Source organism: Pantoea sp. YU22, from assembly GCF_003970755.1.
Lineage (GTDB): Bacteria > Pseudomonadota > Gammaproteobacteria > Enterobacterales > Enterobacteriaceae > Pantoea > Pantoea piersonii.
The window spans coordinates 284565-297822 of sequence record NZ_RYDU01000002.1; the positions used below are offsets into that span (position 1 = coordinate 284565).

A 13258-nucleotide genomic window follows, 5' to 3' on the forward strand; every position below is an offset into this window, starting at 1 on the left:
ACTTTTAAAAGTGGGGGACCAGGTTCGCTTTCTGAATATTACTCAGCGCGAACACCTCATCTTTACCCTCAACGGTCACCGTCACCATCTCGCCTTCAACCGACTTGATGATGCCCTGCCATTTGCGACGGTTCTGTACCGCCATGCGCAGGACCAGACTGACTTCTTCGCCTGTAAACCGTACATAGTGTTCCGCGGTAAACATGGGGCGATCCAGTCCCGGTGAGGAGACTTCAAGGTTGTAAGCCACGGTGATGGGATCTTCCACATCCAGCACTGCGCTTACCTGGTGGCTGACATCCGCGCAATCATCGACATTGATGCCATCTTCACTATCAATATAGATGCGCAGGGTTGATGTGCGACCACGAACGAATTCAATACCGACCAGTTCATAGCCGAGCGCTTCTACTGGAGCCGATACCAACTCTGTCAATTTTTGCTCTAATGTGGACAAGCCCACCCCCAAGACATAAAAAAAGGGCTTAATAGCCCAGTGTTGCGATTTCCTGATAACAAAAAACCCCGAAAATTCGGGGCTTTTTGTGACTGGACCCTGTACGCCGCTAAGCGGCTCGGCACCGTCCAGAAGAATTTTTTTCAAAACTCGCTGCGATGCGCCCGTCGATGCACACAGTATATTTGAAAAAGAACTCTAAGGGAAAGTGGTTGCGGGGGCCGGATTTGAACCGACGACCTTCGGGTTATGAGCCCGACGAGCTACCAGGCTGCTCCACCCCGCGTCCGAAAACGTGACGAATGTTACGCCGATCTTGCGATTTTTGCAAGTAAAACTCAGATTTGGTACCGAGGACGGGACTTGAACCCGTAAGCCCAATCGGGCACTACCACCTCAAGGTAGCGTGTCTACCAATTCCACCACCTCGGCACTTTTCAGACCGCGACTTGAATCTGTCGCGTCGCAAGCATGACGAACTTATTTCGGGATATCGTTACCCGGCGTTGCCGGTTGTGCAGGCTGAGTCGATTGCGTTGACTGAGCCGGCGCTGACAGATTTTCCCACTCGCTTCCTTTTGAAGTCTTATTGGTGTTCAGGTTACCCAGAACAAGGCTGATGATGAAGAACAGCGCCGCCAGGATGCCGGTAGTGCGAGTCATAAAGTTACCTGAACCCGTAGAACCGAACAGCGTTGCGGATGCGCCTGCACCGAATGAGGCTCCCATATCAGCGCCTTTACCTTGCTGCAGCATAATCAGACCCACAAGGGCGATGGCCACAATAAGGAAAATAACTAAAAGAGCTTCGTACATAATCAACCTGTTTCCTTGCGCGATAACCGCACAGTTAAGCTTCAGCCAGTATAGATGGGCCGTGTCGTCATCACCCATCAGAAGCGGGTGTGAATACTAACCAAAGGCGCATACCTCTGCAAGTGCAATTTTCTTTAACGCGACTGACTGCGGAAAAAAGCGCCATCATGATGATTTTAACGGCGGATCGGCGTAAAAACCGCCGCCGTTAGCCGCTTAAACCGCTTTTACCTGCTCGGCGATCCGATGCGCCAGCTCGGTGACCTGCGCTTCATTTTCCCCTTCGACCATAACGCGAATCAGCGGCTCGGTGCCCGATTTACGCAGCAGCACGCGTCCGCGTCCGCCCAGCGTCTTCTCGACCTCCGCCGTTACGCTTTTCACCGTTTCATTCTCCAGCGGGTCGCTGGAGCCGCTGAAGCGCACGTTGACCAGCACCTGCGGCAGCATTTTCATGCCGCTGCACAGGTCGTGCAGGCTCATATGGTTGCGCACGATTGCAGTGAGTACTTGCAAACTTGCCACAATGCCGTCGCCGGTGGTGGTTTTATCCAGCAGAATAACGTGCCCGGAGTTCTCCGCGCCGAGACGCCAGTTTTTCTCCTGCATCTTCTCCAGCACGTAGCGGTCACCCACTTTCGCACGCGCAAAAGGAATGCCGAGCTGCTTCAGCGCCAGCTCCAGGCCCATATTGCTCATCAGCGTGCCAACCACGCCCCCGCGCAGCTGGCCCTGACGCAGCCCCTCGCGCGCGATAATATAAAGGATCTGGTCGCCATCGACTTTTTCGCCCAGGTGGTCGACCATCATGATGCGGTCGCCGTCGCCGTCGTAAGCCAGGCCGAGATCGGCCTTCTCCGCCAGCACGCGCTGTTGCAGCATACGCAGATCGGTCGCGCCGCACTCTTTGTTGATATTCATGCCGTCGGGCTGCGTGGCGATAGCGATAACGGTCGCGCCCAGCTCGCGCAGCACGTTCGGCGCAATGTGATACGTCGCGCCGTTGGCGCAGTCGACCACGATTTTCAGGCCGTTGAGGCTCAGCTCGCTGGGAAAAGTGCCCTTGCAGAACTCAATGTAACGACCGGCGGCGTCCACGATACGGCTGGCGCGGCCCAGTTCGGCGGACTCCACGCAGGTCAGCGGCTTCTCCATCTCCAGCTCAATCGCCTCTTCGACTTCATCCGGCAGCTTAGTGCCCTCAGCAGAGAAGAATTTAATGCCGTTGTCGTCAAACGGGTTGTGCGAGGCGGAAATAACAATGCCCGCTTCGGCGCGGAAGGTACGCGTCAGATAGGCGATAGCAGGCGTCGGCATCGGGCCGGTAAACGCGGCGGAGAGGCCTGCCGCCGCCAGACCCGCTTCCAGCGCCGACTCCAGCATATAGCCGGAAATACGCGTGTCTTTGCCGATCAGCACCTTTCTTGAGCCATGGCGCGCCAGCACTTTGCCTGCCGCCCAGCCCAGCTTCAGGACAAAATCAGGGGTAATCGGCGCTTCGCCAACTTTGCCGCGAATGCCATCTGTACCGAAATATTTACGATTACTCATGCCTTAATTATCCTTTTGCTCTCCGTGTCGCTTCGACAACGCGCATCGCCTCGACTGTCTCTTTAACATCATGTACGCGAATGATCTGCGCGCCCTGCATGGCGGCGATCACGGCGCAGGTCAGGCTGCCTGTCAGGCGCTGCGACGGCCCGACGTTCAGCAGCTGACCAATCATGGATTTACGCGACATACCCACCAGCAACGGCAGCTCAAAACGGTGAAAATGGCTGAGGTGGGCCAGTAGCGCATAGTTGTGGCTGAGATTCTTACCGAAACCGAAGCCAGGGTCGAGCAGCAGATGCTCTTTTTTAATGCCCGCGGCCTGGCAACGCGCAATTTGAGCCTCGAAGTAAGCGTCCACTTCGCTGACGACATCGTGATACTCAGGCGCCTGCTGCATGGTACGCGGCTCGCCCTGCATATGCATCAGGCAAACCGGCAGGTTAGCCGCCGCGGCTGCCTCCAGCGCGCCAGGCTCAGACAGCGAACGAATATCATTGATGATGTGAGCGCCTGCTCGCGCCGCTTCACGGATGACCTCAGCTTTTGAGGTATCGACCGAAATCCACACTTCAAAGCGCTGCGCAATCGCCTCCACGACCGGGATCACGCGCGCCAGCTCCTCTTCGACGCTGACTTCATCTGCGCCGGGTCGGGTCGATTCGCCGCCAACGTCGATAATCGTCGCGCCTGCGTTAACCATCTCATTGGTGTGCGTCAGCGCCTCTACCAGAGAGTTATGTTTTCCACCATCGGAGAAGGAGTCCGGCGTGACATTCAAAATACCCATCACATGGGGAAACGATAAATCGAGATGGGCATCACGGGCGTACAACTTCATAGGGGAAATCTCCTCTGATTACCTGATAACGGATGTAAAAAACCCCGGACCAGCCGGGGTTTTTGCAAGGGTGAACAGAACCCTGTTATTTATCGAACTGCTCTGACATGGTGTTGCCAGGATTCGGCGTGCGCGGTTCATCAACCGGACGCGGCGCCTTCGGCGTACCGTTGCTGTCGGAGTTGCTGCCTGGATCTTCCCAACCCGCTGGCGGACGCACTTCGCGGCGCGCCATCAGGTCGTCGATCTGCGGAGCGTCAATGGTTTCATACTTCATCAGCGCGTCTTTCATCGCGTGAAGGATGTCCATGTTTTCGCTCAGGATACGGCGAGCACGCTGGTAGTTGCTGTCGATCAGATGCTTAACTTCCTGATCGATAATACGCGCGGTTTCGTCGGACATGTGTTTCGCTTTCGCCACAGAGCGGCCCAGGAATACTTCGCCCTCTTCTTCCGCATACAGCAACGGACCCAGTTTTTCTGAGAAGCCCCACTGCGTCACCATGTTGCGCGCCAGGTTAGTGGCCACTTTGATGTCGTTAGAGGCACCGGTGGAAACGTGTTCCGCACCGTAGATAATCTCTTCAGCCAGACGGCCGCCGTACAGGGTCGAAATCTGGCTCTCCAGCTTCTGACGGCTGGCGCTAATCGCATCGCCTTCAGGCAGGAAGAAGGTTACGCCCAGCGCACGTCCGCGCGGAATAATCGTCACCTTGTGCACCGGATCGTGTTCCGGCACCAGACGACCGATAATCGCGTGGCCCGCTTCGTGATACGCGGTGGATTCCTTCTGCGCTTCCGTCATCACCATGGAGCGGCGTTCCGCACCCATCATGATTTTGTCTTTCGCTTTCTCGAATTCAACCATCGATACCACGCGCTTGTTGCCGCGTGCAGCAAACAGCGCCGCTTCGTTCACCAGGTTAGCCAGATCCGCACCGGAGAAGCCCGGCGTACCGCGCGCGATGATGCCTGCGTCGATATCGGTCGCCAGCGGTACGCGGCGCATATGCACTTTCAGAATCTGCTCGCGGCCACGCACGTCCGGCAGACCGACGACGACCTGACGGTCAAAGCGACCGGGACGCAGCAGCGCCGGGTCGAGAACGTCTGGACGGTTAGTCGCAGCGATGACGATAATGCCTTCATTGCCTTCAAAACCATCCATCTCAACCAGCATCTGGTTCAGGGTCTGCTCACGTTCATCGTGACCGCCACCAAGACCTGCGCCGCGCTGACGACCGACGGCGTCGATCTCATCGATAAAGATGATGCAGGGAGCGGCTTTCTTCGCCTGTTCGAACATGTCACGCACGCGAGATGCGCCGACGCCCACGAACATTTCCACGAAGTCAGAACCGGAAATGGTGAAGAACGGCACTTTCGCTTCGCCTGCGATAGCCTTCGCCAGCAGGGTTTTACCGGTACCCGGCGGGCCCACCATCAGCACGCCTTTGGGAATTTTACCGCCCAGCTTCTGGAAGCGGCTCGGTTCGCGCAGATACTCGACCAGCTCACCGACTTCCTCTTTCGCTTCGTCGCAGCCTGCCACGTCAGCGAAAGTGGTTTTGATCTGATCTTCCGTCAGCATACGGGCTTTGCTCTTGCCAAAGGACATCGCGCCTTTGCCGCCGCCGCCCTGCATTTGACGCATAAAGAAGATCCACACGCCAATCAGCAGCAGCATCGGGAACCAGGAGATAAAGATCGAAGCCAGCAGGCTCGGCTCTTCCGGCGGTTCGCCAACTACTTTGACGTTTTTGGTCAACAGGTTATCGAGTAACTTGGGATCATTGACAGGAATGTAGGTCGTGTATTTATTACTGTCTTTCTTGATTACGTTAATCTCACGCCCGTTAATACGTGCCTCGCGGACCTGCTCCTGGTTCACTTCCGACAGGAAGGTTGAATAATCAACCCTACGGCCATTCGACTCGCTGGGCCCAAAGCTCTGGAATACTGACATCAGCACGACCGCGATGACTAACCAGAGAATCAGGTTTTTCGCCATGTCACTCAAGGGATTAACCTCATATTACAACGGTGTTAACAGACAGCGTAGGGTACTATATATCCTTCATACATGGAATCGCGGCTGGTGGGCTGCAACTTCATCAATTGGGCTATAGTTTGCGCCCTGTCGCCACAATGTACACTTCGCGCGAACGTGATCGCGAAGCGTCCGGCTTACGAATTTTCACTTTCGTAAACAGGGAGCGAATTTCCCGCAGGTATTCATCGAAGCCATCTCCCTGAAACACTTTCACTACAAAACTGCCGCCCGGCGCCAGGATATCCCGACACATTTCGAGCGCCAGTTCAACCAAATACATCGACCGGGGAATATCTACGGCCGGCGTCCCGCTCATGTTGGGCGCCATATCCGACATGACCACCTGCACTTTTTGATCGCCTACGCGATCAAGCAGCGCCTTAATCACCGATTCTTCACGAAAATCGCCCTGAAGGAAATCGACGCCGACGATAGGATCCATCGGCAGAATATCGCAGGCGATAATGCGTCCCGAAGAGCCAATTTGCTGCACCACATACTGTGACCAGCCGCCGGGGGCCGCCCCCAGATCTACCACGGTCATACCGGGTTTGAAAAGCTTGTCACCCTGTTGTATTTCATCAAGTTTAAACCAGGCGCGCGAACGCAACCCTTTTTTCTGTGCCTGTAGCACATATTTATCGCTAAAGTGTTCCTGTAACCAGCGGCTGGAGCTGGCCGAACGCTTTTTACCCGTCATAATTTTCTCAACTAAATCGTCATCGCAGCGATAAACCTGCACGCAATGGGTTGCGTTGATTTGGTGATAACCCCGAGATGGCGGTAGAATGAACCGTTTTCAATCCCTGAGTAAGCAAAAAATACGATGAATCTAAGTACCAAACAAAAACAGCACCTTAAAGGCCTCGCCCATCCACTGAAACCGGTGGTGATGCTGGGCGGCAACGGCCTGACCGAAGGCGTGCTGGCCGAAATCGAATCCGCGCTGGAACATCACGAACTGATTAAGGTGAAAATCGCCTCGGAAGATCGTGAAACCAAACAGCTGATCGTTGAGGCTATCGTGCGTGAAACCAAAGCCAGCAACGTGCAGGTAATCGGTAAAACGCTGGTGCTGTATCGCCCTTCTAAAGAGAGCAAGATCTCTCTGCCGCGCTAATGCGCACGCCGTAAAAGCGGCCAGAGAAAGTGCCATGCTCCCGCATGGGTTAAAAGGCCGCATCGCGGCCTTTTCCATTCTTTACATAATGCTTCCACGCTTTTCAAAGCGTAGCTGTCCCTTAAAGGTATTCCACTTTAAGGATTTCATACTCAACATCGCCGCCCGGGGTTTTGATGATGGTCACATCGTCCACCTCTTTTCCTACCAGACCGCGCGCCATCGGCGAGTTAACCGAAATCAAATTTTGCTTAAAATCCGCTTCGTCATCGCCCACGATGCGATAGGTCGACTCTTCGTCGGTATCGGTATTGAGCACGGTCACGGTCGCGCCGAAGATCACGCGGCCATTGTTCGGAATGGCGGTTACGTCGATAACCTGCGCGTTAGAGAGCTTGGCTTCGATCTCCTGAATACGGCCTTCGCAAAACCCCTGCTCTTCGCGAGCGGCATGGTACTCGGCGTTCTCTTTCAGATCGCCGTGCTCGCGCGCTTCAGCGATTGAGGCGATGATACGCGGGCGTTTGACGGTTTTCAGTTCGTTCAGCTCTTCGCGCAGCTTTTCGGCGCCCCTTAACGTCATCGGAATCTGATTCATTTAAGCTCCTCGCTCTCTTTCCTGTTTTAACGGCGTCATCCTGACCAGTGTCCACAGAAAAACCGGTTCTGCAGGGCCTGACCCTCGTTTTGCAAATAAAAGAATCCTGACCCGGAAAAGGTTCCAGGCCAGAAAGTGGTTTTGCATTTTGATACGTATTTTAACCCAGAGTTCCCTGCTGGTCATCGTTTACTTTGCACCACTGCGGGACGTAGTATTGACGGCTTCACCTGCCAGTTACCGCGAGATTATGCGATTTTCACGACTTGTTACCGGACTAACCTGTGCGTTTATGCTGCAGGCACAAGCAGCGCCCGTAGATGAATACATGCAGTATTTGCCTGATGGCACCAATCTGGCGCTGATGGTGCAGAAAGTGGGCGCCAGCGCCCCGATAATCGATTATCACGGCAAACAGATGGCGTTGCCCGCCAGTACCATGAAGGTGATTACCGCGCTGGCGGCGCTGCTGGAGCTGGGCGGCGACTACCGCTTTCAGACCACGCTGGAAACCAAAGGTGCCATCAGCGACGGCACGCTAAACGGCGATCTGGTCGCGCGCTTTGCCGGCGATCCTACGCTGGGCCGTCAGGATCTGCGCAATATGGTCGCCGCGCTAAAGAAGCAGGGCGTGACCCATATCAAAGGCAACCTGGTGATCGACACCTCGGTGTTCGCCAGTCATGACATGGCGCCGGGCTGGCCGTGGAACGATCTGACGCAGTGCTTCAGCGCGCCGCCGGGCGCGGCGATTGTGGATAAAAACTGTTTCTCCGTCTCGCTCTATAGCGCCAGTGCCCCGGGTGAAACCGCCTTTGTGCGCATCGCCTCTTACTATCCCGCTCATATGTTCAGTCAGGTGCGTACGATTGGCCGCAACAGTGGCGAAGGGCAATATTGCGAACTCGACGTAGTGCCGGGCGAACTTAACCGCTATACGCTGACCGGCTGTATGCGCCAGCGCGCGGAGCCGCTGCCGCTGGCGTTCGCCGTACAGGACGACGCCGCCTGGGCCGGCGAGATCCTGAAGCAGGAGCTGCGTCAGGCCGATATCGATTACAGCGGCCATCTGGTGCGCCAGACGCAGGTCACTTCGCCGGGCACCGTGCTGGCCTCGACCCAGTCGGCGCCGCTGCATTCGCTGTTGCATACTATGCTGAAAAAATCGGACAACATGATTGCCGATACGGTATTCCGCACCATCGGCCATCACTATTTCAACGTGCCTGGCACCTTCCGCGCGGGTTCGGACGCTGTTCGCCGCATCCTGCGCGAGAAAGCCAACATTGATTTAGGCAACAGTATCCAGGTTGATGGATCGGGGCTGTCGCGCCACGATCTTATCGCGCCGGATACCATGATGCAGGTGCTGCAGTACATTGCGAAAAACGACGCGACGCTGGATTACATCTCCATGCTGCCGCTGGCGGGCCATGACGGCACGCTGCAATATCGCGGCGGTCTGCACGAGGCGGGCGTCGACGGCAAAGTTTCAGCTAAAACCGGCTCGCTGCAGGGCGTCTATAATCTGGCGGGCTTTATTACCACCGCCAGCGGCGCGCGCGTCGCCTTTGTGCAATACCTGTCAGGCTATGCCGTACCGCCGCAGGAGCAACGCACGCGGCGCGTTCCGCTGGTACGCTTTGAGAGCCGACTCTATCGGGATATCTATCAGAACAATTAGCGCATGAAAATATTGATCGTTGAAGACGATGTACTGCTGCAGGCGGGCCTGACTCAGGCCCTGAGCAGCCAGGGTTACGCCGTTGACTGCGCCGCCAGCGCCGCCGAGGCGGATGCGTTGCTGCACAGCGCGCAGTACAGCCTGATCGTGCTGGATCTCGGCCTGCCGGATCGCGACGGCGGCGATCTGCTGCGTCAGTGGCGGCGATCCGGCGTCGATCTACCGGTATTGATCCTGACCGCGCGCGATGCGCTCCAGGATCGCGTGGAAGGACTCGACGCCGGTGCCGACGACTATCTGATTAAGCCGCTGGCGCTGGCGGAGCTGCAGGCGCGCGTGCGCGCGCTGATCCGTCGCTATCAGGGCCACAGCGATAACATGCTGCGCCAGGGCGATCTGACGCTCAACCTCTCTTCGCAGCAGGTATTGCTGGAGAACCAGCCGCTTGACGTCACGCCCAAGGAGTTTGCGCTGCTGACGCGTCTGCTGATGCGCATCGGACAAAATGTGCACCGCGAAACGCTGCAGCAGGATCTCTACAGCTGGCAGGATGATACCGGCTCTAATACCCTGGAAGTGCATATTCATAATCTGCGCCGCAAGCTGGGCAAGGACCGGATTAAAACCGTACGCGGTGTCGGCTATCGTCTGGAGAACCGCGAATGAACAGTATGCGTCAGCGCTTACTGATTATGCTGGCGCTGATTCTGCTGACCTGCCAGATCATGAGCGCGTTCTGGCTGTGGCATGAGAGCCGAGAACAGATCGGCTTTCTTGTTAACGAAACCCTCTCCGCCAAGGCGCGCAACGATCGCGTCGAAAATGAGATCCGCGAAGCGATCGCCTCGCTGCTGCTGCCCTCTGTGGTGATGGTGGGCCTGACGCTGGTGCTCTCATTCTGGGCGATTAGCTGGATCGTGCGTCCGCTACGCGCGCTGCAGACCAGCCTGGCGCAGCGCTCCGCCGATAATCTCACGCCGCTCGACATTCAGTCCGATATGGAAGAGATCGTCTCGGTTACCGGCGCGATTAATCAGCTGCTGGCGCGCCTTGACCATACGCTACAGCAGGAACGTCTGTTTACGGCAGACGCAGCCCATGAGCTGCGCACGCCGCTCGCCGGGCTGCGCCTGCACCTTGAGCTGTTGCAGCAGCAGGGCGTGCCGCACAGCGAGATGCTGGTGGCGCGCATCGATCAACTGATGCATACCGTTGAACAGCTGCTGATGCTGGCGCGCGCCAGCCAGGCGCTGGCCAGCGGACTCGCGCAGCCTGTTCACTGGCTGACCGAGATACTGCATCCGCTGCAGCCGGAGATGCGGGAGCTGGTGGAACAGCGCCAGCAGCAGCTTACCTGGCCGGAAAAAGCGGTAGCGCAAAGCCAGGGCGAGCCGGTACTGCTGCGTCTGCTGCTGCGCAACCTGCTGGAAAACGCGTCGCGCTACAGCCCGGCGGGCAGCCAGATTGCAATAACCCTGGAAGAGAGCGACAGCCACATTATTCTCAGCGTTATTGATGAGGGGCCGGGCATCGATCCCGAGGCGGCGGAAGAGTTGACTAAAGCGTTTCGCCGTCGCGATCAGCGCTACGGCGGCAGCGGTCTGGGGCTGAATATTGTCCTGCGCATCTTGCAGATGCACTACGGCGAGTTGAAGTTAATCAATCGCAGCGATCGCAGCGGGCTGATTGCCCGCTGCGTACTGCCGCTGCGTCTTAACTGATCAGAAATGGGTATTCAGGCTGACATAATAAGTACGGCCTGATTCATTGTAGGTATTCGCGCCCGCGCCATAGAGATAAGCGCCCGTCGTGGCATTGCCGGTGGTCTGCGCGTTGCCCTGGCGGTAGTGACGCTTGTCAAACAGGTTGTCGACGCCGACCGTTACGCTGGCGTATTTATTTACGTCATAGGTGCCGCTTAGCCCGATGATGGAGTAAGGACTTACCTGCTTCGTCGCACTGCCGGTCACGGCATTACCTTTGTAGTCATACTTTTTCGGCACCTGTTTGCCGTACCAGGTGAAGGTGGTTTGCAGCGACAGATCCTGCGTCGCCTGCCAGCTCAGCGTAGAATTCAGCGTGTATTCAGGAATAATCGACAGGCGATCGCCGGTCTCTTTATTCTTGCTCTGCAGCATGTACGTGAAGTTGTTATTCCACGCGATACTGTCAGTCACAGGAACGTTCACCGTTCCCTCCAGCCCCTCTACCACCGCTTTCGGCACGTTCTCCCACTTATAGATGTCAGTGGTGCCGTTAGAGGCTTTGCCGGACGGCGCATAGCCCGCCTCGATCTTGTTGCGGTAGTCGTTGCGGAACCAGGTCAGCCCCGCCTGATAACCTTCATGCTTCCACTCCAGCCCAATCTCTTTGTTGATGCTGTTTTCCGCTTTCAGGTCGCTGTTGCCCTGTAAATAGCAGGAGCCGGTGCTGGCGGCGCAGCCCTGGCCTTTGCTGTAGAGCAGATAATTCGGGTTGGTCTGGTAGAGACTCGGCGCTTTATAGGCGCGGCCGATGCCCATCTTCAGCGTAAAGTCATCTCCCAGGCCCTGGGACAGGTTAAGCGACGGGCTCCAGTTATCGCCGACGATAGAGTGGTGATCGAAGCGCAGGCTGGGCGTCAGCATGGTGCTGTCGGTCAGCTCCAGATTGTCTTCGGCGAACATCGAGAAGATCTCCGCCTGCGAATAGGGGCTGCGCCCGCTGCTGGAGATGCCCGGCACCGCGCCGTCAGAGGCGGCCTGGGTGGTAGATGAGGGATCTTTCATACGCTGCTGGTTCCACTCGACGCCGAGGGTGGCGGTCTGATTCACCAGCAGTTCGAACGGCACGCTGATTTCGCTATGCAGCAGCACATCGTTCAGCTCAATCGTATTGAAGCCGCTGTTAGAGAAGATGCCTTCGGTGCCGCCGGCCAGCCCTTCGTTAATGCGTGAGTTGCGCGTGTTTTCATAGCGCGCGTAGCTGTTGGTGCTGATGCCGTTATCCCAGGCGCCGGTCCATTTCACCGCAAAGTTCTGGCGGTAGAGCCGGTTGGTCTCTTTGCCATAGAGGCTCTTCACCAGATCGCTGGTATTGGTGTTCTGGGTGTCGCCGGAGTAGAGATTGCCCTGGCGGCTGTAGCCCGCCTGAAACTCCAGCGCCTGCATCGGCGCAAACGCCCAGCGCAGCATGGCGTTAATGTCTTTATTGATCACCCCTTCGCGGCCTGCCGGGTAGCTTCCGGCATAGGTTCCGGTACGTTCCGCTGCATGTCCTTCGTTGATGTTGTAAGCGTCCGCCTGGGTTTTCGCCAGATTGCCGTAGAGACGGAAGCTGACATCATCGCCCAGCGGCCCTTCCAGACTGAAGTTAGTGCGCCGCGTTGCGCCCTCTTCTTTATGCTCAGGCACGTTGTAGTAAGCGTTCCAGGAACCATGCCACTGCTGGTCCTCATTTTTTTTGGTGATGATATTCACCACGCCGCCCGCCGCGCCGTTACCGTAACGCACCGCCGCCGGGCCGCGGATGACGTCGATGCGTTCGATCATCTCCGGCGGCACCCAGTTGGTATCGCCGCGCGTGTCACGTTCGCCGCGCCAGCCCAGCCGCACCGAGTTGCGGCTGGAGATCGGCATGCCGTCTACCAGAATCAGGGTATTTTCCGGCCCCATGCCGCGAATATCGATCTGGCGGTTGTTGCCGCGCTGGCCGCTGGTGGAGTTGCCGGTCAGGTTGACGCCCGGCATGGTGCGAATAATTTCCGACACGTCGCGCGCAGGCGGGCGCTTTTTAATCTCGTCGGCGGTGATAGTCGAAACGCCCGGTGCCTGCAGGTTCTGCTGCGCCGCGCTGACCACCAGCGTGTCGCCGCTGCTGGAGGCAGAAGTGCTGCTGCTGTCTGCAGCCTGTACGCTGGTGGCAGTCAGGCCGAGTTCAATCAAAATGGCTAAGGACAAACGGGATAATTTAAGCATTTTTATGTTCCTGGATTGCCAGCGGAAACCTGTTCGTCTCCTGCGGGCGCGCCGGTGAAAGAGTCTTTCCTTGCAAGCAAGCATTCCAGCCGCACCCAAGCTTTCCATCGCGGAACATCCGTCTGACAACACAGGCTGATGAGGCTGGCGGAACGCGCGCGCTCCTGATATCGGAGCGGGAA

The 13258-nt window shown here is 57.0% G+C and carries 12 protein-coding genes and 2 tRNA genes; 4 read left to right on the forward strand and 10 right to left on the reverse strand.

Annotated features, from left to right (window positions below; translation table 11 throughout):
* Nucleotides 1–4: 4 nt before the first annotated feature.
* The 8 genes from rimP to rlmE all read right to left on the reverse strand — a co-directional run bounded on the left by rimP (nt 5) and on the right by rlmE (nt 6418).
* Nucleotides 5–457: a ribosome maturation factor RimP gene (rimP, locus tag EKL29_RS05765; protein WP_147402108.1), complete on the reverse strand. Its 453-nt coding sequence runs from the start codon at nt 455–457 to the stop codon at nt 5–7.
* Nucleotides 458–666: 209 nt separating this feature from the next.
* Nucleotides 667–743, reverse strand: a tRNA-Met gene (locus EKL29_RS05770).
* Between the two features lie 59 nt (nt 744–802).
* Nucleotides 803–889 (reverse strand) — tRNA-Leu (locus EKL29_RS05775).
* 48 nt (nt 890–937) lie between these two features.
* Nucleotides 938–1273: a preprotein translocase subunit SecG gene (secG, locus tag EKL29_RS05780; protein WP_103794032.1), complete on the reverse strand. Its 336-nt coding sequence runs from the start codon at nt 1271–1273 to the stop codon at nt 938–940.
* Between the two features lie 216 nt (nt 1274–1489).
* Entirely contained in the window at nt 1490–2824 is a 1335-nt protein-coding gene (gene glmM / locus EKL29_RS05785) for a phosphoglucosamine mutase (RefSeq protein ID WP_126689096.1), read from the reverse strand.
* Between the two features lie 7 nt (nt 2825–2831).
* On the reverse strand, nt 2832–3665 hold the full coding sequence (gene folP / locus EKL29_RS05790) for a dihydropteroate synthase (RefSeq protein ID WP_120455412.1): 834 nt from the start codon (nt 3663–3665) through the stop codon (nt 2832–2834).
* An 85-nt stretch (nt 3666–3750) separates the two neighbouring features.
* Nucleotides 3751–5676 (reverse strand): ATP-dependent zinc metalloprotease FtsH, encoded by a 1926-nt coding sequence (gene ftsH / locus EKL29_RS05795; RefSeq protein ID WP_126689097.1) that lies wholly within the window; start codon nt 5674–5676, stop codon nt 3751–3753.
* A 112-nt stretch (nt 5677–5788) separates the two neighbouring features.
* Nucleotides 5789–6418 carry a 23S rRNA (uridine(2552)-2'-O)-methyltransferase RlmE gene (gene rlmE / locus EKL29_RS05800; RefSeq protein WP_120455888.1) on the reverse strand — a complete coding sequence of 210 codons (630 nt, stop codon included), beginning with the start codon at nt 6416–6418 and terminating at the stop codon, nt 5789–5791.
* A gap of 126 nt (nt 6419–6544) precedes the next feature.
* Here rlmE and yhbY point away from each other — a divergent pair, with 126 nt between their 5' ends.
* A complete protein-coding gene (yhbY, locus tag EKL29_RS05805) occupies nt 6545–6838 on the forward strand; it encodes a ribosome assembly RNA-binding protein YhbY (protein ID WP_120455410.1) in 294 nt (97 codons plus the stop codon).
* A 121-nt stretch (nt 6839–6959) separates the two neighbouring features.
* Here the strand turns inward: yhbY and greA are convergent, their stop codons facing one another.
* A complete protein-coding gene (gene greA / locus EKL29_RS05810; RefSeq protein ID WP_120455408.1) occupies nt 6960–7436 on the reverse strand; it encodes a transcription elongation factor GreA in 477 nt (158 codons plus the stop codon).
* Nucleotides 7437–7686: 250 nt separating this feature from the next.
* Between greA and dacB the strand changes: the two genes are divergently transcribed.
* Genes dacB through pmrB form a run of 3 tightly spaced genes read left to right on the forward strand, consistent with a single transcriptional unit; the run spans nt 7687 to nt 10841 of the window.
* The gene (dacB, locus tag EKL29_RS05815) at nt 7687–9120 is read left to right on the forward strand and encodes a serine-type D-Ala-D-Ala carboxypeptidase (RefSeq protein ID WP_126689098.1); all 1434 of its coding nucleotides are present in this window, start codon (nt 7687–7689) and stop codon (nt 9118–9120) included.
* 3 nt (nt 9121–9123) lie between these two features.
* A complete protein-coding gene (gene pmrA, locus EKL29_RS05820; protein WP_120455405.1) occupies nt 9124–9786 on the forward strand; it encodes a two-component system response regulator PmrA in 663 nt (220 codons plus the stop codon).
* On the forward strand, nt 9783–10841 hold the full coding sequence (pmrB, locus tag EKL29_RS05825; protein ID WP_120455403.1) for a two-component system sensor histidine kinase PmrB: 1059 nt from the start codon (nt 9783–9785) through the stop codon (nt 10839–10841). Before pmrA ends, pmrB begins: the two co-directional genes overlap by 4 nt.
* Here the strand turns inward: pmrB and EKL29_RS05830 are convergent, their stop codons facing one another.
* Nucleotides 10842–13076: a TonB-dependent siderophore receptor gene (locus tag EKL29_RS05830; protein WP_126689099.1), complete on the reverse strand. Its 2235-nt coding sequence runs from the start codon at nt 13074–13076 to the stop codon at nt 10842–10844. It abuts the gene before it with no gap.
* Nucleotides 13077–13258: the final 182 nt, after the last annotated feature.